The sequence below is a fragment of the Bradyrhizobium sp. NDS-1 genome, from assembly GCF_032918005.1.
Lineage (GTDB): Bacteria > Pseudomonadota > Alphaproteobacteria > Rhizobiales > Xanthobacteraceae > Bradyrhizobium > Bradyrhizobium tunisiense.
In genome coordinates this window covers 7,002,709-7,023,579 of sequence record NZ_CP136628.1, presented here as the reverse complement: position 1 = coordinate 7,023,579, position 20,871 = coordinate 7,002,709, and the positions used below count along the sequence as shown (strand labels likewise).

Here is a 20,871-nt window from a genome sequence, read left to right as displayed (position 1 = left end):
GTGGAGGACGCTATGCCCGAGATGAATTGCATGCGCCGTTGCTAAGCAGGTTTCCTTAAGCGATCTTATCGCCATCGATTGCGGAGGCCGACAGAGTATGCCGCCGCAATGTCCTGAGAGCACGGGAATGCTTTGCACGGCGTGTCAGTCGACGATCGACCAGGGCGATAGCCGATGCCCCAAATGCGGAGCGGCCGTCCGCCAGCGCGTCGATCCCGACAGCGAACGACGGTTTGTCACAATTCTCCGGGCCGATGTGGTCGATTCCACCGGTCTGGTTGCCGAACTGGACCCGGAGGAGGCAGTCTCGCGGCTGGAGCCAGCCTTGGCGGCTATGCGAGGGGCGGTTCGGCAGTTCGGCGGCATCGTCAGCAAGGAGCTGGGCGACGGGCTGGCCGCGGTGTTCGGTGCCCCGATCGCCGACGACAACCATGCGCCCATGGCCTGCCACGCGGCGATCGAGCTGGTCAGGCGCGTCGCAAGCCTGGGTGATCCCGGGCTTCAGGTGCGGGTCGGCCTCCACTCCGGCCATGTCGTTGCCTACATGGTCGCCAGCGAGTTCTCGAAAGTCTACGAGATCGGTGGCGCGGCCCAGCATCTGGCCGCACGGCTGGAGACGGCGGCTGAGGCGAACCAGATCTATGCCTCGGAAGCCTGTCAAAAGCTCGCCGAGGGACATGTCCGGTTCGAAGCGCTGGGCGGCAAGTCCCTGCGCGGATTCAGCCAGCCCGTGCCGGTCTATCGGATCGTAGGCGCGAGCGACCTGTCGAGCTGGCGGGTGCGCCGGGCGCGCAGCGTCTCCCGCTTCGTCGATCGAACGACCGAGCGGGCTCTGCTGGAGCGCGCCGCCGGAAACGCCAGGGCCGCCCGACAGACAATCCTGCTACTGGGCGATGCGGGTATCGGCAAATCGCGGCTTGCGCATGAGTTTGCCCAGCAGTTGAAAGCCGATGGTTGGCGGTTGATCGACGCGGAGTCCAGCCCGAACCTGCAGGGGGCCCCGTTCAGCACGCTCAAGCGGATTTTGCTGGCGGCGATGGATGCGGCGAAGGAAGCCCACGGCGCGGAGGATCCTCGCAAGGACCTGCCGGCGATCCAGCAAACTGCGCTCGACGCGGTGCTTGATCTGCCTGTATCGAATCCGCACTGGGATGAGCTGGAGCCTCATGCACGGGGGCGAGCGTTCTCCGATGCAAGCTGTGCCATCATCGGAGGCCTCGCCAGCCGCCAGCGAACGGTGGTTCTGCTCGAGGACCTGCACTGGATCGATCGGGCCAGCGACGTCGTCGTGGCCGCCATCGCCTCGCTACAGACGGCCGGCCTTCTCGTGCTCCTCACCTCGCGGCCGAATGGCATGCCGGTCTGGATTGCGCGTTGTCAGGCGGAGATCGTCGCGATGCGGCCGCTCGACGACGATTCAGGGCTGGCCATGCTGGCAGACATGCTTGGCTCCTCCGAGACGAACGCCGATCTGAAGAGCCGGATCATATCTCATACCGCCAACGTCCCCCTGTTCATCGAGGAGGTCTGCCGCGGATTGAAGGATAGCGGCACGCTGCGCGGCCAATGGGGCGATCTCGCGCTCGTGCGTCCGATCGACGAACTCGGTATTCCCACCAGCATCCAGGGCGTGATTGCAGCGCGTCTCGATCGGATGTCCAAGCAAGAGCGATCCATATTGCAGATCGCCGCCACCTTGGGGCCGAGATCGAACGAAGCCATGCTGGGCAAGATCGCAGCCCTGCCCGAGGATGTCCTGCAGGGGTGCCTCGCAGCGCTTGATCGCTCCGAGTTGCTCGTCAGGATCGACAGCGAACTGGAAAATTCGCTGGAGTTCCGGCACGAGATGGTCCGGCAGGTCACCTATGATTCCATGGTCGAAAAGGTGCGTGAAGACATCCACGCGCGCATTCTTTCAGCCCTGGAGGGCAGCGAAGGTGGCGCCGACGATCCCGACAAGCTCTGCTATCACGCCACGCGAGCGAAGGATTGGGACAAGTCGTTCGTCTACGGCAGGGCCTCGGCGAGACGATGCCTGGCGCGGTCGGCATTTAGCGATGCGGCAGATTATTTCGAGACCGCGATGAGATCGCTGGACATGACGCCGGCCAATCCCGCAAGGGAAGCGAATGCCGTGGACGTTCGCATCGAAGCGCGTGCGGCGTTCATTGCGTCCGGCCAGATCGCCGAATGGCTGAACCTCGGCAAGGAGGCCGAGCGTCGTGCCGACGCAATCAACGACATCGGGCGGAAAGTAGCTGCTTTGACGGTCATGGCGGCTGCACAGAATTTCTACGGGACCCCAGTCGAAGCGGTCATCGTCGGCGAGGAGGTGGTGCGCCTTGCACGGGAGTGGGGCAATCCGGGTTGGCTCAACGCTGCGCAATACGGTCTTGGCCAGGTGTATTTCCTTGCCGGGCGCTATCGTGAAGCTGATGGGCTCTTCGCGCGGACCTGCGCCCAGCTGACGGGGCCGGAGGCCAGTGCTCCTTTCGGCTCGACGCCGAAATCTGCGTTGTTGCTTTGCTGCATGATGAACAGCATCACCCACGCCGTCATGGGCGAGCTCGATGCCGCCGAGCAGCTCCAGCGCGAGGCTTCCGCCATTGCCGAGGAGACGGGCCGTCCCTACGACCGCGTCGCCGCCGCTTATAGTGGCGGCTGGCTGAAGCTCGCTCAGAACGATCCCGCTGCGGCCGCCGCCATCCTCGAGGACGGCTTCGTTCTTGCGCAGAAGCACGGCATCCGGCTGTTCGTGCCGGTGCTCGGTTGCCATCTCGGCATGGCCTATCTCGAGCGGGGTCTGTTCGAGCGGGCGCGCGGCATGCTGACCGAAGCGCGCGAGGAGGCGAAGGCGGTCGGCTATACCTCGGCGGTGCTGCGCAGCTCGATCTACCTTGCGCTCGCGACCTCCCGCCTCGACGACGTCCAGGCGGCGCAGTACATGCTGCGCGAGGCGCGCAACACCGCCCGCCAGCAGGGGTTTTCAGGCCTCGAGGCCGAGGCCCTGTTCGGTGAAGCCGTGGTGACGCCTCCTTCGAGCGAGGCGAACAAGGCCGCGATCCTCGCCGCTCTGCGCGCGGCGATCGCGATCGCCTCCGAATGCGGCGCGCAGCCGCTCCAGAGCAAGGCCGAGGCGATGCTGGCCGGGCTGCTCGCCCGGGGAAATGAGCTGACCTGACCCCGCCTGCCGGGGTCAGCGCCGCGATGCACCAAATCTGCTCGACAAGTCAAAAAAATTCTGCAGGCAAGGCAATAGCTTAGCTACTGTGCATGGGGTTGTTTTCGCAGATTTGAGGCGAAGCCCTTCGCGGCTCACGCCAGGAACGCGCGAAATCGCCGCAGCGCGATCACGAAGAAGACGCAGCCGATCACGGCGAGCGCGACGAGCTGCGGCCACACGGACTCCAGTCCCGCCCCACGGAACAGGATCGCCTGCGCGAGCATCACGAAATGCGTATTGGGCGCCGCCAACATGATGTCCTGGACGAATTGCGGCATGCTCTCCCGCGGCGTCATGCTGCCGGACAGCGTCTGCAGCGGCAGCAGGGTCATCATCAGGAGCAATCCGAACTGCGGCATCGATCCGGCGACGGTGGCGAGGAAGATGCCCATGCTGGTCGTCGCAAACAGCTGCAGCGCCGCGCCGAGCAGGAACAGTGCGATCGAGCCGTCGATGGTCACCGCAAGCCATCCCTTGACCACGAAGACGATCGACAACGCCGAAGCGGCCAGCACCACCAGCCCCATCGACCACACCTTGCTGACCATGATCTCGAGCGGCGTGACCGGCATCACCAGCAGGTGCTCGATCGTGCCGTGCTCGCGCTCGCGGATCAGCGCGGCGCCCGTCAGGATGATCGAGAGCATGGTGATCGAGTTAATGACCTCGTCGACGGCGCCGAACCAGGATTTCTTCAGCTCCGGGTTGAAGCGTGCCCGCAGGGTCAGCTCGATCGGCGCGGTCTGCGCATTGCGCGTCCGCGCCAGGAACTCGGCGATTTCCGCGCTGACGATCTGCTCGATATAGCCGCCGCCGTTGAACGCCTGCGAGATCCGCGTCGCGTCGATGTTGAGCTGAATCGCCGGCGACTTCCCTGCCAGCAAGTCGCGCTGGAATTCCGGGGGAATGTTCAGCGCAAACGTGTCGAGCCCCGCGTCCATCCGCCGGTCCATTTCATATTGCGAGATCAGGCGCGGCTCGGAGAAGTATGGCGGCGTGAATGCCAGTTCGATGCGGCTGGAAACCGGCGAACGGTCCTCGTCGACGATGGCGATCGCGGCGTGGTTCAAGGTTTCGGGCAGTGCCTTGGCTCCGGCATAGATCGCGAGCGTGAAGGAATAGACGATCAGCACGAGCAGCATCGGGTCGCGCACCAGGCCGCGCAATTCCTTGACACCGAGCTGGAATAAATTGTCGAAGCGCATGGTCAGCGAGCCTGTTTCTTCAGCAGCATCGTGCCGGCAATCATCAGGACGGGGACCATGATGGCGAGCACCAGGAGATCGTTGTGGAGGGTGTCGAACGCCAGGCCCTTGGAGAAGGTGCCGCGCGAGATCGTGACGAAATAGGTGGTGGGATAGAGTCGCCCGATCACGGCGCCCAGTCCCTGCAACGATGAGACCGGATCGATCAGGCCGGAATACTGGATGGCGGGTATCAGGGTGATCAGGACGGTGCCGAACAAGGCCGCGATCTGGCTGTTCATGAAGGCCGAGATCACCAGCCCCAGGCCGGTCGTGGCCGTGACGTAGAGCAGCGCGGCCAGTGCGTAGGTCGCAAAGCTCCCCGTGAAGGGGACGCCGAAGACGGTGAGCGCGAAGGCGACCAGGAGCAGGAAGTTTCCGAACGCCAGCACGACGTAAGGCAGCTGCGTGCCGAGCAGGAATTCCAGCCGGGTCACCGGCGTGACGTAGAAATTGACGATCGAGCCGAGTTCCTTCTCGCGCACCACCGCAAGCGCTGCGAGCACCGCCGGAATCATGACCAGCAGCAGCGGGATGATGCCCGGCGCCATGGCGACGACGCTGATGACATCAGGGTTGTAGCGGTAGCGCAGCTGGAGCTGGTAGGCGCCGGCGATCGCCGCCTCGCCATAGAGCTCGCGGCCCTTTTGCGCGAGCCAGTTGGCGTGGATCGCCTGGACATAGGAGCGCAGCGTCTCGGCCCGCGTCGGATTGGCGCCGTCGACCCAGGCGCCGATCTCGACACGGCGGCCGCGGCTGACGTCGCGGCCGAAGCCCGGCGGCAGCTCGATGGCAAGGCCGATCTCGCCGGCGCGCATACGACGGTCGAGGTCGGCATAATCCGTGATCGGCGATTTCTGGGTGAAGTAGCGCGAGCCCGCGATTTGAAGACTGTAGTCGCGGCTGATCGCGCTGTCGTCGCGGTCGAGCACGGCGAAGGTCAGGTTCGCGACGTCCATGCTGATGCCGTATCCGAGCACGAACAGCAGCAGCACGCTGCCGAGGATCGCGAGGGTGGCGCGGATCGGATCGCGCCGCAGCTCGAGCGTCTCCCGCCTGGAATAGGCGAGCATGCGCGTCGGATTGAATGCAGCATTGCGCCGAGCGGGCGGGGCGGCGGTTGCCGATGCGGGAGTTGGCAAGACGGCCGCCGGCCGGCCGGCCAGCTCCGCCCCGTCCGCGATCGCCTCTTCCAGGCAGGCGATGAAGGCCTGCTCCAGCGTGGCGGTGCCGCGTGCAGCCACGATCGCCGCGGGCGTGTCCGATATCAGCACCTTGCCCGCATGCATCAGCGAGACCCGGTCGCAGCGCTCGGCCTCGTTCATGAAATGGGTCGAGACGAAAATCGTGACGTTGTCCTTGCGGGATAGCTCGGCGAGGATCTGCCAGAAGCGGTCGCGGGCGACTGGATCGACGCCGGACGTCGGCTCGTCGAGGATGAGAATGTCGGGCGCATGGATCATGGCGACTGCCAGCGACAAACGCTGCCGCACACCCAGCGGCAACGTGTCGGGCAAAGAATCGGCGACGTCGGCAAGATCGAACCGCGCGATCATCTCCTTGGTGCGCGCGGCGATGGTGTCCGCCGGCAGCCTGAACAGCCGCGCATGCAGATCGAGATTCTGCGCGACCGTGAGCTCCGAATAGAGCGAGAACCCCTGCGACATGTAACCAATGCGCCGCCGCACCGACATGTCGCCGGCATCGATGGTCTTGCCGAACAATCGCGCGGTGCCTTCGCTCACCGGCAGGAGGCCGGTGAGCATCTTCATGGTCGTGGTCTTGCCGCACCCGTTCGAGCCGAGGAAGCCGAAGATCTCGCCCTTCCTGATGCGGAAGCTGACATCGTCGACGGCCACGAAGCCGTTGAACCGTCGGGTCAGATGATCGGCCTCGATCGCGATCTCGTCATGCCCCTCGCCGCGCGGCGGGATGACGACATTGGTGTAGGTACTGCGATCCGCATCGGGCAGGAGGCGGATGAAGGCGTCATCGAGCGTATCGGCGCCGGTCTGCCGCTTGAGTTCGGCTGGCGTTCCCGTCGCCAGCACGCGGCCGGCATTCATCGCGATCAGGACGTCGAACTGCGCGGCCTCTTCCATGTAGGCGGTCGAGACGATCACGCTCATGCCGGGGCGGCTGGCGCGGATCGAGGTGATCAGTTCCCAGAACTGGCGGCGCGACAGCGGATCGACGCCGGTGGTCGGCTCGTCCAGGATCAGAAGCTCGGGATCGTGGATCAGGGCGCAGCACAGGCCGACCTTTTGCTTCATGCCGCCGGAGAGTTTTGCCGCCGGCCGGTCGGCGAACGGCGTTAGCCCGGTGTCGCGCAGCAGGCCGGCGATCCGCCTGCTGCGTTCGGCCTTGTCGTGTCCGAACAGGCGGCCGAAGAAGTCGATATTCTCGAACACCGACAGTGTCGGATATAGGTTCTTGCCGAGCCCCTGCGGCATGTAGGCGATGTCGGGACACACGTTGCGGCGATGGCGCGAACTCGCCATGTCGCCGCCGAGCACGTGGACACGTCCCTGCTGGATCGCGCGGGCCCCGGCGATCAGCGAGAGCAGGCTGGATTTGCCGACGCCGTCGGGGCCAATCAGTCCGACCATGCAGCCGGATGGGAGGTCGAGCGTGATGGCATCCAGTGCGCGGGTCTTGCCGTAGTTGAGGCCCACGTCGTCGAGATGCGCCACGCTGCCGCGCTCGGCAGGTCGCTCGGCTGCGGCAGCCGTGCTCATCTCGTCAGCTTGATGTTGAGATTGCCGGGCCATTGCGCGGCCGGATCGAGCTGCACATAGGCCATGCCGGGCAGGCCGGTCTTCACGTGCTCGATGTGCTGGCGCAGCAGATCGGGTGCGATATGCGCCTTGATGCGGAACATCAGCTTCTGGCGTTCCTCCTCGGTCTCGACGGTCTTGGGCGTGAATTGTGCGACGTCGGCGACGAAGGTGGCTTTGGCGGGAATCACATATTGCGGGATGGCGTCGAGCACGAGGCGAACCTCGGCGCCGATCGCGACGCGGCCCGCATCCGCCGTCGGCAGGAAGAACGTCATGTAGACGTCGCCGAGATCGACCATGTTGAGGACGCGGCCGCCGGCGGCGAGCACCTCGCCGGGCTGCGACACGCGATACTGCACGCGGCCGTCGCGCGGCGCCTTCAGCACGCTGTCGTTGAGGTCGGCATTGATGCTCTCGATCGCGGCCCTGGCGGCGTCGACCGCGGCGCCGGCGTCGATCACCATCGCGCGAGCGGAGCTGATCGCGGCCTCGGACGCTGCGACCTGGGCGTGGGACGCGGCGAGCGCCGCCTTCGCGGTGGCGTTGGAGGAGCGGTCGTCGTCCAGGACCTGCTGCGACACCGCGCTCGTCTTGATCAATTGTTCGGAGCGATCGAGCTTGCGGCTCGTGCTGTCGAGTTGAGCGATGCGCTGGTCGACCATGGCTTCGGCGGCTTTGCGTTCGGCCTCGCGCTGGTTCACCAGGCTCTTCGCGGTCTCGACGTTGATCGCCGCGCGCTGGAGCTGCGCATCGGCCTGGCGGCGCTGGGCCTGCAACTGCTCGGTGTCCATGCGTGCCAGAATCTGACCCGCGCGGACGAAGTCGCCTTCGCCGACCAGGATCTCGCGAATCCGCCCCGGCGTCTTGGTGGCGATGTCGATCTCGACCGCTTCGATGCGGCCGTTGCCGCGGGCGAAGCCTGCCGGCAGCGTGTTGGCATCGCGGTGCTGCCAATAATAGTAGCCGCCACCTGCAACGAGCACGGCGATCGCGGCGATGACTCGACCCGGCGTGAAGTTCATCTGTTCAAAACGCCGTGCGGCGGCGCCCACTATTGAGATACCCGCCCGCCACTCGTGCGAAAGGGCCAACTCAACATTGCAGGGTATTTTGCACCGCAACTTGATGCAGATCAGATCGCGGCAGGAAGCGTCCTGCCTCTATTTTGGGCCGTGCGTCGTCATAGCCGCTCGTCCGCCCAGATTGTCAGGCGGACGAGCGAGGCTTGTCGAACGGATGACTAGGGGCTCGATCCGGGCCGCCTCACTTCACCAGCGGGCAGCCGCCATCCTTCAGAGGCCGGAACGCCTGGTCGGCGGGCACCTCGGCGAGCAGCTTGTAGTAATCCCACGGTCCTTTCGACTCCTCCGGCTTCTTCACCTGGAACAGGTACATGCTGTGCACCATGCGGCCGTCTTCGCGCAGCACGCCGTTGTCGGTGAAGGCGTCGCGTACCGGCAGCTCGCGCATCTTCGCCATCACCGTCTTGGTATCGCGGGTGCCCGCACCCTGTACGGCCTTGAGGTAATGCAGCGTGGCGCTGTAGGTCGCGGCCTGGTTCATCGTCGGCATGCGCTTGACGCGCTCCAGGAACCGCTTGCCGAAGGCGCGGGTCTTGTCGTTGAGATCCCAGTAATACGCCTCGGTGACGATCAGCCCCTGCGCGAGCTTGAGGCCGAGGCTGTGCACGTCGGAGATGAACATCACGATCGCAGCCAGGTTCTGGCCGCCGGCGACGATGCCGAACTCGCCGGCCTGCTTGATCGCGTTGATGGTGTCGCCGCCGCCGTTGGCGAGCCCGATGATCTTGGCCTTTGAGGCCTGCGCCTGGAGCAGGAACGAGGAGAAATCCGCCGTGTTGAGCGGATGCTTGACGCTGCCGAGCACCTTGCCGCCCGCCGCCTTCACCACGTCGCCGGTATCGCGTTCGACCGAATGACCGAACACGTAGTCGGCGGTGAGGAAGAACCAGGTGTCGCCGCCGGTCTTGACGATGGCGCTGCCGACGGTGTGGGCGTTGGCGTAGGTGTCGTAGGTCCAGTGCGCGGTGTAGGGCGAGCACGACTTTCCGGTGATGTCGGAGCTCGCCGCGTCAGTCACGATCATGATCTTCTCGTACTGCTTCGACAGCTCCATCACGGCAAGCGCGGTCGCCGAGGTCGGCAGGTCGATGATCATGTCGACGCCTTCGGTCTCCCACCATTTGCGGGCGATGGTGGAGGCGACGTCGGGCTTGTTGAGCACGTCGGCACTGAGCATCTCGATCGGCTTGCCGAACATCTGGCCGCCGAAGTCCTCGATCGCCATTTTGGTCGCCTCGACATTCCCCATGCCGCCGATGTCGGAATAGACAGAGGAGAAGTCGGAGAGCACGCCAATCTTGAGCGGTGCCTGCTGGGCGGAGGTGGGGGCGATGAGGGCAGCGGACAGCAAGCCGGCCGCGGACACGAGTGCTGCGATAAATCTCATGAATACGTTTCCTCTTACACGGGACTATTCTGTCCCTTTGTCCGACAAAGCTAGATCGGGCTCCCAACAGAGTCAATTTCCTCCAAGATCTCATGAATAGCCGGAGTTTGACGCTTAAGGCGCCCGTGCGTATGATTTGTCCGACAATCGCCATTGGAGGTCGATTTGCCTGTCGCGCCGCTCTTCCGACCGATCGATGTCGCCCCGGCCTATCAGAAGGTCGCGGACGCCATCGAACGCGAGATCGTCAATGGCCGCCTCAAGCCGGGCGATCCCATCGGCACCGAACACGATCTGGTCCGTCAGTTCGGCGTCAACCGTTCGACCATCCGTGAGGGCATCCGTGTGCTGGAGGAGGGCGGGCTGATCCGGCGCGATTCCTCGCGCCGCCTGCACGCTTGTCTGCCGCGCTACAGCAAGCTCGCAAGCCGTCTCAGCCGTGCGCTGGTCCTGCACGAGGTCACCTTCCGCGAGCTCTACGAGGCCTCCATGACACTGGAGGTCGCCAGCATCGAAGGCGCGGTGGAGCGGGCGAACGAGGAGAATCTCGCCGAGCTCGATGACAACCTCGCGCGCAGCGAGGCCGTGGTCGGCGATGCCGCGATGCTTGCCGAATGCGATGCCGAATTCCACGTTCTGGTCGCCAAGGCCTCGCAGAACCGCGTGCTCCAGCTCGCGCGCGAGCCGGCAGCGCAATTGTTCTATCCGACCACGGAGATGATCGTGACCAATGTCGCCGAAGGCGGCCCGCGTCTCGTCGCGGCGCACCGCCATCTCATCGAGGCGATCCGTCACCGCGACCGCGAGGCCGGCGTGCTGTGGACGCGCCGGCATCTTCAGGACTGGCGCCGCGGATTCGAGAAGATTGCTTCGCTCGATCGTTCGGTCGAGCACATGTACATGGAGCACGCGCGGGCGGCCCGGCATAGGTAGCGCAAACAAACAAGACGCAAGATCTCAAGTAATAAAATCCAGCAAAAAGACATCACGTGGAGGAACGTATGACCGGCGACACCGCAGCCACCATCTCGAAAGCGCGCGAGCATTCAATCGGTGATCTCTTGCGCCGTTCCGCCGGCCGAGAGCCGAGCAAGCTTGCGGTGAGCTGCGGCGACGTCAGCTGGACCTTTGCCGAGATGGATGCGATCTGCAACCGGCTCGGCCGCGGCCTGCTCGGCCTCGGCGTCGGAAAGGGTGATCGCATTGCGGTGCTCTCGCGCAATTCGCACGCCTTTGCCGCGCTGCGTTTTGCAGTGGCGCGGATCGGCGCGGTGCTGGTGCCGATCAACTTCATGCTCAATCCGGACGAGATCAATTTCATCCTCAAGAGCTCCGGCGCAAAGCTGCTCGCGACCGGACCGGATTTCGTCGAGCCTGCGCGCGCAGCCAGCGCGAGGGATTGTGCGGTCGAGAAGATGATCTGGCTGCCGGGTGAAGACCCTGCGTCCGCGCCTGCGGGCCTCACCACCTTCGACGATCTGCTTCATGCCGACCGCTCGTTCCTGGAAGCGTCGGTCGACAGCCGCGATCTGGCTCAGATCGTCTATACCAGCGGCACGGAATCGCTGCCAAAGGGCGCGATGCTGACCCATGAAGCCGTGATGTGGCAGTATGTCAGCTGCATCATCGATGGCGGCATGAGCGTGGAGGACAAGTTCCTGCACGCGCTGCCGCTCTATCACTGCGCCCAGCTCGACGTGTTCCTGGGACCGCAGATCTATCTCGGCGCCTCCGGCGTGATCACCGGCAAGCCGACCGCCGACAACATCCTGGCGCTGATCCAGGCGCACAGGATCACGTCGTTCTTCGCGCCGCCGACGATCTGGATTTCGATGCTGCGCTCGCCGAACTTCGACAAGACCGATCTGTCGACCCTGCAGAAGGGCTATTACGGCGCCTCGATCATGCCTGTGGAGGTGTTGCTCGAGCTTCAGCGCCGCCTGCCCAACGTCAAGTTCTGGAACTTCTACGGCCAAACCGAGATCGCGCCGCTCGCGACCGTGCTGCGGCCGGAGGACCAACTGCGCAAAGCCGGCTCGGCTGGCAAGCCTGTGCTCAATGTCGAGACTCGGGTGGTCAACACCGCGATGGAGGACGTCAAGGTCGGTGAAGTCGGCGAGATCGTGCACCGCTCGCCGCATTTGCTGTCCGGCTATTACAACGATCCGGTGAAGACTGCGGCAGCATTTTCGGGCGGCTGGTTTCACTCGGGAGACCTCGCCACGGTCGACGAGGAAGGCCACATCACCGTGGTCGATCGGGTTAAGGACATGATCAAGACCGGCGGCGAGAACGTCGCCAGCCGCGAGGTCGAAGAGATGGTCTACCGCATCCCCGCGGTCTCGGAGGTCGCCGTCGTCGGCTTGCCTGATCCGCGGTGGATCGAGGCGGTCACCGCCATCGTCGTGGTCAAGAGCGGTGAAAAGCTGGACGAGGACGCCGTCATCAAGCACTGCGCTGCCCAGATGGCGCATTTCAAGGTGCCCAAGCGCGTCATTTTCGTCGATGCCTTGCCGAAGAATCCGAGCGGCAAGCTGCTCAAGCGCGAGCTGCGCCAGCGCTTCGTCGGCGGCGAGACGCTGAACAAGGCGATCCAGAAGAATTTTGGGGCATAGAACCGGGCGGCGTTGGGCAGCGTCGCGGTCGAGCTTCGCTAGCCGACGTTGCCGGCCAGCTTCCTGACGTCGTCGGGCGTCTGTCCGAAGCGGCGGCGAAACGCGCGATGGAAGTAGGATACGTCGTGGAAACCCGCGAGATGCGCGATCTCGATGATCTTGCGGGTGCGCATGGCAGGGTTTCGAAGCAGCCGTTCGGCGCGCAGCAAGCGCTGCTCCAGCACGAACCCGCTATAAGTGATGCCGGCCTGCTCGAACAGAAGCTGGATCGTGCGTGGGCTGACCCGGTGCATGGCCGACAGGACGGTGAGTGACAGCGCGGGGCTGTCCAACTGTGCCAGGATGTCGGATTTGAGAGTCTCGAGACGTGCTGCGGCAAGGCCGCGCGTCCGAGCTTCCTCGGCGACATCGCCGCGGGCGCCGATCATCAGCACCGAAAGGTCGAACAAGTGCTGCGAGACCGCATCGAGCTCCGCAGGCGCGAGCTTGTCGGCATAAGCATGCGCGAGATCGTAATACCGCAGGAACATCGACGTGATCGGATTGGCGCCGGGAATCGACTGGGCAATCAGGTCCTCGGCATTCGGGCACGCCCGCAGTAACGCCTTGCGGGGCAACAGTGCGGTCTGGAAGTTGCCGTACCCTGTCTGGGTGATTTGGGCACCCTTGATCGAGGGATCGCCGATCGTGAGATCGCCGGCCGCAATGTTCAGTGCGCGCCTGCCCATGGTTCCGTTCAGAGCCGAATTTGGTGACATGGCGACAACCAATTCGTCGTTGGTGCCCATGGACACGAAGCTCATCGGCGTACCGTAGGAGGCGGACAGCCGCAGGCGCGGAAGGATGGCCGGCGTGATCATTCGGTGCACCGGGCCGTCTCCGATCGGAACGAAGTCGGTCCCCATCACCCGCCGGCAGAACTGCTCGCGCCACCCCTCATAGGCCGGCCCCGTCGGATCGCCGTTGAACGAGAGTTGTGGCTGTGTCATCGATCGGAAGGCGCAGGTTTGTCGGCGATCTGCCGGCAGGTTGTACCGTCAGGCTGATGCGCCGCAACGGCAAAAGCGCGGGATTGCGTGATAAGCCACTCGCGATGACGTGCGGGGACCGCGACCAGGTGCCGCAGTTCGGTACGCCGGGATCACACAGGCAATTCCCGCTATGGTGTTCGCGCGGGGGCGAAGCTCAATACTTCTTCACCGCCGCTCCGAACGCGAACCACAGCGCCATTGATGCGAGCCCGAACGCGCCGAGCAGCAGGAAGGCCGGACCGTAGCCGGTCCATTGCGCGATCCAGCCGCCGAGCGCGGGGCTGAGGCTGGCGCCGACACCCTGCACCGTGATCACGGCGCCCTGGCCGAGATTGATACGGCCGGTGCCGTTGAGCGCGCGCGCGACCATGCCGGGGACGGCAACGGTCTGCAGACCCGTGCCGATGCCGTCGAGCACCTGCATCGGCACGACGCCCCACCATCCCGTCACGAAGAAGGCGAGCACGCCGCGGATGGGCAGGAACATGAAGGACACCAGGATCACCGGCCAGTAATTGCGCTTGCTCGCGGCCTTCATCGCGATCAGCGACGTCACGACCATCACGCCTTGTGCAATGACGACGGTGGTCGCGACGAAGCTCGGGCCGTTGGCCTGTCCCTCGGCGACCGCCGCGAGCCCGTAGAGTGGAACGATCGCGGCATTGCCGAGGTGGAATAGTGCGAGCGCGAGTGCCAGCACGAGCAGTGCCTTGTGCTTGAGCAGCATCGCCATCGCATCCGGCGGAGCCTTGGAGTCATCCTCCTTGCTGCCGCGCGCGGCCCGGTCATCGATTGCCTTGGCCGGAATCATCAGCACGCAGGCGATCGCGATGGCACCGAACAAGGCCGCCAGCATGAACACGGCGACATAGCCGTATTTGTAGCCGAGATAGCCCGACAGGGCGGCGCCGACCATGTTGCCCGCGTGGTTGTACGCCTGGTTGCGGCCGTTGAGCGCATTGAAGCCCTTCTGCTTGGCGATGCCCAGCGTGATGCCTGTCACCGCCGGTACGATCGCGGCGCTCGCCAGCGATTGCGCGACTTGCGAGAACGTCACCGCCCAGAAGTTTTGCGAGATCAGAATGATTGCGGATGCCGAGACCACGCAGATGCCGGGAATCACGACCCACATCCGCTTGTTGCGGCTGGCATCGATGAAGCCGCCGATCGGCGTCGTGATCAGCATGCCCGCGACATTGCCGATCGTCAGCGCAGTGCCGATCAGTCCGGTCGTCCAGCCGCGCTCCTGGAGGAATACGCCGACGAACGGCCCGATGCCCGACTGCATGTCGGCCATGAAGAAATTGAGCGCGAACAGGGGCCAGAGGCGGGACGGAGAAGGGGATCTCGATGTCATCGAAACTCGAACATGCTCTTCGTGTGTCGTGATCCTCTTGCCGATCGCTCTGGCGTTGATCTGAAGCGTAACGGGCGCTGGCCGCGTTGGTTCCAGTCACTCCCTTGCTGCTCATCGACCTTGCTGAACGCTCGCTCGCAATGTCATCCTGCGATCATTCCCCATGGAGCTCGCGTCATGCCTCTCTGGTCCTGCGAAACCTGCGGCGCTCAATTCCCGAGCGGTGGAAATCCGCCCGTCTCCTGCCCGATTTGCGAGGACGAGCGGCAGTTCGTGAACTGGGAAGGGCAGAGCTTCCTCACGCGCGAGGAGCTCATGCGGGGATACCGACTGGTGGGACGCGACGATCTCGGCCTCACCGGCATCGGCCTGGAGCCGAGCTTCGCCATCGGGCAGCGCGCGCTGCTGGTGCCTCAAGGCGACGGCTGCGTGATGTGGGATTGCATTCCGCTCGCAACCGATGAAGCCATCCAATACGTTGCCGCACTCGGCGGACTGAAGGCCATCGCGATCTCGCATCCGCACTACTACGGCGCGGTCGCCGACTGGAGCGACACATTTGGCGGGGTGCCGGTCTACCTGCATGCCGACGATCGCGCTTTCGTCACACGGCCGCATCCCTCGATCGTGCACTGGACCGGCGAAAGCCACCGCATCTCCGACGATGTGCTGCTGCTGCGCACCGGCGGTCATTTTGCCGGCGCCACCATGCTGCACGCTGCGCGCTGCGCGGACGGCAGGGGCGCGCTGCTCACCGGCGATATCGCCCAGGTGACGATGGACCGCCGCTTCGTCAGCTTCATGTATTCCTACCCCAATTACATGCCGCTCAATGCCGCCGCGGTGCGGCGGATCGCGACCGCCGTCGAGCCGCTCGCCTTCGATCGGATCTACGGCGCTTGGTGGGGACGCAATATTGCCACTGGGGCCAAGGCGGCTTTCGCGGCATCGGTCGAGCGCTATATCGCCGCCATCGCCTGAGCGGTCGGTTCGCTGGATGTATCTTGCCCGTCCAAAATAACTGTACTATAAGTACAGTTATGTGGCGTGACGCAACGGCGCGTCTGCCGGTTCGGCATGATCGATGCATCCCGCCTCAAGCGGCGCATTCCGGGTGGCGAGCGGGAGTTCGGTTCTTGACGGCACATTACGACATCTTCGAAGCCGGCGACGTCACCCTCCAGTCCGGGGCCGTCTTCTCCGCGCTGAAGCTCGCCTACAAGACCTACGGCACGTTGAGCCCGGCAAAGGACAACGTCATCCTCTATCCGACCTCGTTCAGCGCGCAGCATTTCGACACCGAGTGGCTGATCGGCCCGGACGGCGTGCTCGATCCCACGCGCTATTTCATCATTGTCCCGAACTTGTTCGGCAACGGCCTGTCGTCCTCGCCGTCGAATACCGCGGCGCCGTTCCCCGAGGTGACTTATCACGATGCGGTCGCGGTCCAGCACCGGCTGCTCACCGAGCGCTTCGGCATCGCAAGGCTCGCCCTCGTCTACGGCTGGTCGATGGGCGGCATGCAGGCCTATCACTGGGCGGCGCTGCATCCCGATATGGTCGCGCGCGCGGCCGTGGTCTGCGGCAGTGCGCGTTGTGCGCCCTATAATTACGTCTTCCTGGAAAGCGTGAAGGCGGCGCTCACCGCCGATCCCGCCTTCCGCGACGGCCGTTTCGCCGGGAAGCCCGTCGCCGGCTATCGCGCCATGGGGCGCGTCTATGCCGGCTGGGCGATGTCACACGGGTTCTATCGCGACGAGCTCTGGCGCGAGGCCGGCTTCGCCTCGCTGGAGGACTACCTCGTTCGCACCTGGGATGCGGCCTTTGCCCGCCGCGACGCCAATGATCTCCTGGCGCAGATCGGCATCTGGCAGCGTGGCGACATCAGTCGCTGTGGAGCATTCGGCGGCAACCTCGATCGGGCGCTGGCGGCGATCAGGGCGCACATGCTGCTGATGCCGGGCGCGACCGATCGTTATTTCGACGTCCGCGACAACGAGGACGAACTCGGCCGGCTGACCAACGCGAGATCGGCCGTGCTGCATCCGATCCCGTCCCTGCACGGCCATCGCGCCGGCAACCCCGTTGGCAATCTGCGCGACCAGGCCTTCATCAAGGCCGAGATCGCAGCCCTTCTCGGCAAGTGACAGAGGCATCCGACCATGACTGACGCGACCGTTTCAGAGTCCGGCCACCGCCTGAAGCCGCTGACGCCGGCGATGCTGCGCGAATTGTCGATGCGCTCCAATGTCCAGGGCGCGGCGCGTAGCCTCTGCCATTATGGCGTGATCGCGCTGGTCGGCACGCTGATATGGAAGGTCAGTGCGACATACGGCGTCCTCTGGGCGCTGCCGTTGATGGCGGTGCAGGGCTATTTCGTCGCCTTCCTGTTCATGGCGGTGCACGAGACGGCGCATAAGACCGCGTTCAAAAGCCGCGGTCTCAACCTCGCGGTCGGCTATCTCTCAGGCTTCATCGTCGGATTGCCCTACGAATATTACTGCCTGTTCCACTGGGATCATCACCGTTACACCCAGGATCCGGACAAGGACCCCGAGTTGGTCGTCGGCGTGAAGCCCAAATCCGACACGCAGCTCGCGATTGCCTATAGCGGCCTGCTCCAGGTCGCCGGCCGTCTGCGGCTGATGCTCGGCCATGCCGTCACGGGCAAGGTCACTGTCCCCTGGATTCCCGAGGGCAAGCGCGCCACCATCGTCATCGAGGCGCGCGCCTATGTCGCGCTCTATGTCCTGATGCTCGCGCTCTCGCTGTGGTTCTCGTCAGCGTTGCTGCTTTGGGTCTGGATCGTGCCGCTCGTCATCGGGCAGTTCTTCCTGCGGCCCTATCTCTATGCCGAGCATACTGGCTGCGACCGCACCCGCAGCGCCTTCCAGAACACCCGCACCACCTACACCGGCGCGGTCGTCAAATGGTTCGCGTGGAACATGCCCTACCACGTCGAGCACCATGCTTATCCCTCGATCCCCTTCCATGCGCTGCCCAGGCTGAACGAGATCGTCGACGGCGAGATCGTGCATCGCGGCCGCGGCTACATCAGAACGACGCGCGAGACGTGGGCCTGGTTTCGCCGGCAGCGGCAGGGCGGCTAGTCAAATGCAAAGCCCCGGTCGCAGTGCGACCGGAGCTTTGTCGTGAAGGCGATATCAGTAGATCCCGTAGGCGCAGACATTCACGACGCGGACGCGCATGCCGTGACGGGTGCGGACGAGGCGTTCCTGGTAGCAGTTGCTGACGCCGGTGTTGAGGTAGATACCGCCAAAGCCCCAGCCGGGACCCCAGTGGTGATGACCGTGGTGATGATGGAAGCCGCCGGCCGAAGCGGCGGTGGGGGCGAGAGCGGCGACAGCGAGCGAGCCGGCGGCGATCAGACCAAGTGCAAGCTTACGAAACATCTTCATTCTCCATTTGGCGCTAGGGCCATTGCTGTGTCCCTGCATCTCGGTCGGGCCGAGACGCGAATGCGTTCACGCCGTTGGCCGAGAATCGTGTTTCAGGATTGTTTCGTCGGCTGCGGCGATGCACGCCGCGGTCAGGTTTTATGCGCCGCGCGGTAGCGCGCGGCCATGGCCTGCGTCAGCTCCGTCATCTTGTCGCGGAGATCGGCGGGCTCCAGCACCTCCGCCTCGGGACCCAGCCGCAACAATTCGGCTGCGGCGTGCCAGGATGTCTTGCCGACGGGCACGCGCGCAATGCGCCAGCCGTCGGCATCAGCGCTCTCTTCGAGCTGCGTGCGCGCCTTGACATAGGGCTGGCTCAAGGCATCGAGCAGCTTGACGCCGAACGGCGACAGCCGCACGACAGCGACATTGGGATGCATCTCGGCCTCGAGACGAAGCGTCGAAGCCTGCCAATATGCGGCGAGATCGAAATCGGCGGGGCGCTCGAAGCGATCGTCGAGCGCCGTGCAGTCGAGCACGCGCGCGACGCGATAGGTGCGGACGTTGCCGTCGACCTGCCCTGCGAGATACCAGCTGCCGCCCTTCAGCACGAGGCCGAGCGGCGCAACGCGGCGCTGCTTCTCTGAGCGCCAGCTCTGGTAGCGAATCTTGATTAGCGACCCGCGCAAGGCCGCCCCGGCGATCGTGCGCAGGTGCTTTGGGTCTTCGGTCTCGCCAAACCAGCCCGGCGCGTCTAGGTGAAAACGCTCCTGCATCCGTCCGGCGTCCTCGCGCAGATTAGCCGGCAGCGCGGCCATCAGCTTGTTCTGCGCGGCGATCATCGCAGCATCGAGCCCGAGCGCCGCGGCCGGCCCCGGCAATCCCGCCAGGAACAGTGCGCCCGCCTCGCTCTGCGACAGGCCGTTCAGCCGCACGCGATAGCCGTCGAGCAGGCGATAGCCGCCCTCCGCGCCGCGATCGGCGTAAACGGGAACGCCGGACGCCGCCAGCGCGTCGATGTCGCGATAGATCGTGCGCACGGAGACCTCGCAGGCCTCCGCGAGCTCGGGCGCGGTAACCTGCCCCCTGGCCTGGAGGGTGGTGAGGATCGACAGCATCCGGCTCGCGCGCATGATTGCTTTAACCATACCTGACACAGGATGTCAGGTATGGGTCTCTACAAGACGCGTCGTCAGACGACACCCCAGGAGACCTGTTATGACCGGACCTGCCATGACCGATCCGAGCCGCATCACGCTGTACTACTCGCCGCAAAGCCGCGCCACCGGCACGCGGGTGCTGCTGGAGGAGCTGGGGGCGCCCTACGATCTCCATGTCCTCAACATGAAGGCCGGCGAGCAGCGTCAACCCGCCTATCTCGCCATCAATCCGCTCGGCAAGGTGCCGGCGATTCGCCACGGCGACGCCCTGGTAACCGAGCAGGTCGCGATCACCATCCATCTCGCCGATCTGTTTCCGCAGGCGGGGCTGACCCCGGCGCTGAACGATTCGTTGCGCGGTCCTTATCTGCGCTGGATCGCCTATTACGGCTCATCCTTCGAGCCGGCGCTGATCGATAAGTTCATGCAGCGCGAGCCGGCGCCCATCACGCAGTCGCCCTATGCCGACTACGACACCATGCTCGGCGCGCTCGAAGCGCAGCTGTCGAAGGGGCCGTATCTGCTCGGCGAGCGTATGACGGCTGCCGATGTGCTGTGGGGCGTCGCGTTCAGCTGGACCATGATGTTCGGCATCGTGCCGAAGAAGGACGTCTTCGTCCGCTATGCCGAACGTATGACCGCACGGCCGGCGTTCCAGCGAATCAATGCGGCGGACGACGAGATGGCTGCGGAGCATGCCAAGGCGGTCGGAGGCTGAGGGCGCGCGCCTCACATTCCCGGGCAAGCGTAGGCGCAGACCCGGGACCCATAACCACAGGGTGGTGTCTTGCGAAGATTCGGAGCTAAAACTTCGGCGCTCGCTTCTCCGCGAACGCCTTGATACCTTCCTTGATCTCGTCACCGCGCATGCTGTCGCGGTGGCGCTGGTCGGCGGCGCGATCATCGAGCTCGCCGCGGGCGAACTCGTTGATCGCCCGCTTCATGCCACGCATCGCCTGCGGCGCGTTGCCGGCGAGGACGCCAGCGAGCTTGTCGACCTCCTCGTCCAGGAATTCCACCGGCACCATGTCGGTGAGATAGCCGATGCGCAGCATCTCCGGTGCACTGATCTTCTGCGCGGTCAGGAACAGTTTTTTCGCATTGTCGACGCCGAGCCGCGTGACGTAGCGTTTGATGCCGCTCCGGTAATAATGCAGCCCGAGCCGCGCCGCCGGCATGAACATCTCGGCGGTGTCGACCCCGACGCGGAAATCGCAGGCGAGCGCGAGGTCGGTCGAGCCCCCGTAGACGCCGCCATTGAGCCGGCAGATCGTCGGCATGCCCAAATCCTCCAGCCGGTTGACGACCACCTCGAAGGCGGAGCCCGCACTCTGCTGCTCGTTTGCGCTGACGGCGCGCTCGGCGACCGAATTGAGGTCGTAACCGGCGGAGAAGACGCGGCCGGTGCCGGTCAGCACCAGCACGCGGATGGCTGGATCTGTCTCGATCTGGTCGAACAGTCTGACGAGCTCGTCGAGGTCCTCCGCCTGGAGCCGGTTGAGATGCTTGGGCCGGTTGAGGCGGATGGTGGCGCGTGCGCCGCGGCGTTCGAGCAGGGGGCCGGTGGCTGCGTCGGTGATGTCCGACATTCTTG

16 protein-coding genes are annotated in these 20,871 nt (G+C 64.8%); 7 read left to right on the top strand and 9 right to left on the bottom strand.

Annotated elements, in window-relative coordinates:
* Positions 1-127: 127 nt before the first annotated feature.
* Positions 128-3,181, top strand: a complete 3,054-nt coding sequence (locus RX330_RS32775; RefSeq protein ID WP_317241229.1) for an ATP-binding protein — start codon at positions 128-130, stop codon at positions 3,179-3,181.
* A gap of 134 nt (positions 3,182-3,315) precedes the next feature.
* Here the strand turns inward: RX330_RS32775 and RX330_RS32770 are convergent, their stop codons facing one another.
* The 4 genes from RX330_RS32770 to RX330_RS32755 form a co-directional block, all read right to left on the bottom strand.
* Positions 3,316-4,428, bottom strand: a complete 1,113-nt coding sequence (locus RX330_RS32770; RefSeq protein WP_212087701.1) for an ABC transporter permease — start codon at positions 4,426-4,428, stop codon at positions 3,316-3,318.
* 2 nt (positions 4,429-4,430) lie between these two features.
* On the bottom strand, positions 4,431-7,205 hold the full coding sequence (gene rbbA / locus RX330_RS32765; RefSeq protein WP_317241228.1) for a ribosome-associated ATPase/putative transporter RbbA: 2,775 nt from the start codon (positions 7,203-7,205) through the stop codon (positions 4,431-4,433).
* Positions 7,202-8,269 (bottom strand): HlyD family secretion protein, encoded by a 1,068-nt coding sequence (locus RX330_RS32760; RefSeq protein WP_317241227.1) that lies wholly within the window; start codon positions 8,267-8,269, stop codon positions 7,202-7,204. The genes rbbA and RX330_RS32760 overlap by 4 nt, the downstream gene beginning before the upstream one ends.
* A 241-nt stretch (positions 8,270-8,510) precedes the next feature.
* Positions 8,511-9,716 (bottom strand): ABC transporter substrate-binding protein, encoded by a 1,206-nt coding sequence (locus RX330_RS32755; RefSeq protein ID WP_317241226.1) that lies wholly within the window; start codon positions 9,714-9,716, stop codon positions 8,511-8,513.
* Between the two features lie 165 nt (positions 9,717-9,881).
* On the opposite strand from RX330_RS32755, the gene RX330_RS32750 reads away from it, so the two are divergent.
* Together RX330_RS32750 and RX330_RS32745 are read left to right on the top strand one after the other, a co-directional pair.
* Entirely contained in the window at positions 9,882-10,649 is a 768-nt protein-coding gene (locus tag RX330_RS32750) for a FadR/GntR family transcriptional regulator (RefSeq protein WP_317241225.1), read from the top strand.
* Positions 10,650-10,717: 68 nt separating this feature from the next.
* On the top strand, positions 10,718-12,331 hold the full coding sequence (locus tag RX330_RS32745; RefSeq protein ID WP_317241224.1) for an acyl-CoA synthetase: 1,614 nt from the start codon (positions 10,718-10,720) through the stop codon (positions 12,329-12,331).
* A gap of 38 nt (positions 12,332-12,369) precedes the next feature.
* Here the strand turns inward: RX330_RS32745 and RX330_RS32740 are convergent, their stop codons facing one another.
* The gene (locus tag RX330_RS32740) at positions 12,370-13,320 is read right to left on the bottom strand and encodes a helix-turn-helix transcriptional regulator (protein WP_317241223.1); all 951 of its coding nucleotides are present in this window, start codon (positions 13,318-13,320) and stop codon (positions 12,370-12,372) included.
* Between the two features lie 196 nt (positions 13,321-13,516).
* Positions 13,517-14,719: an MFS transporter gene (locus tag RX330_RS32735; protein ID WP_212087713.1), complete on the bottom strand. Its 1,203-nt coding sequence runs from the start codon at positions 14,717-14,719 to the stop codon at positions 13,517-13,519.
* A gap of 177 nt (positions 14,720-14,896) precedes the next feature.
* On the opposite strand from RX330_RS32735, the gene RX330_RS32730 reads away from it, so the two are divergent.
* The 3 genes from RX330_RS32730 (at position 14,897) to RX330_RS32720 (ending at position 17,829) form a co-directional block, all read left to right on the top strand.
* Positions 14,897-15,700, top strand: a complete 804-nt coding sequence (locus tag RX330_RS32730; RefSeq protein ID WP_317241221.1) for an MBL fold metallo-hydrolase — start codon at positions 14,897-14,899, stop codon at positions 15,698-15,700.
* A 155-nt stretch (positions 15,701-15,855) separates the two neighbouring features.
* Positions 15,856-16,866 (top strand): alpha/beta fold hydrolase, encoded by a 1,011-nt coding sequence (locus RX330_RS32725; protein WP_317241219.1) that lies wholly within the window; start codon positions 15,856-15,858, stop codon positions 16,864-16,866.
* A gap of 15 nt (positions 16,867-16,881) precedes the next feature.
* Positions 16,882-17,829, top strand: coding sequence for a fatty acid desaturase (locus RX330_RS32720; RefSeq protein WP_317241218.1), 948 nt, complete (start codon positions 16,882-16,884; stop codon positions 17,827-17,829).
* Positions 17,830-17,883: 54 nt separating this feature from the next.
* On the opposite strand, the gene RX330_RS32715 is transcribed toward RX330_RS32720, so the two are convergent.
* Positions 17,884-18,132 carry a hypothetical protein gene (locus RX330_RS32715; RefSeq protein ID WP_212087727.1) on the bottom strand — a complete coding sequence of 83 codons (249 nt, stop codon included), beginning with the start codon at positions 18,130-18,132 and terminating at the stop codon, positions 17,884-17,886.
* A gap of 137 nt (positions 18,133-18,269) precedes the next feature.
* The gene (locus RX330_RS32710) at positions 18,270-19,250 is read right to left on the bottom strand and encodes a helix-turn-helix transcriptional regulator (RefSeq protein WP_317244017.1); all 981 of its coding nucleotides are present in this window, start codon (positions 19,248-19,250) and stop codon (positions 18,270-18,272) included.
* Positions 19,251-19,350: 100 nt separating this feature from the next.
* Between RX330_RS32710 and RX330_RS32705 the strand changes: the two genes are divergently transcribed.
* On the top strand, positions 19,351-19,995 hold the full coding sequence (locus RX330_RS32705; protein WP_317244016.1) for a glutathione S-transferase family protein: 645 nt from the start codon (positions 19,351-19,353) through the stop codon (positions 19,993-19,995).
* A gap of 85 nt (positions 19,996-20,080) precedes the next feature.
* Here RX330_RS32705 and RX330_RS32700 read toward each other — a convergent pair whose 3' ends face one another.
* The gene (locus RX330_RS32700; RefSeq protein WP_317241217.1) at positions 20,081-20,866 is read right to left on the bottom strand and encodes an enoyl-CoA hydratase/isomerase family protein; all 786 of its coding nucleotides are present in this window, start codon (positions 20,864-20,866) and stop codon (positions 20,081-20,083) included.
* Between the last annotated feature and the right edge of the window lie 5 nt (positions 20,867-20,871).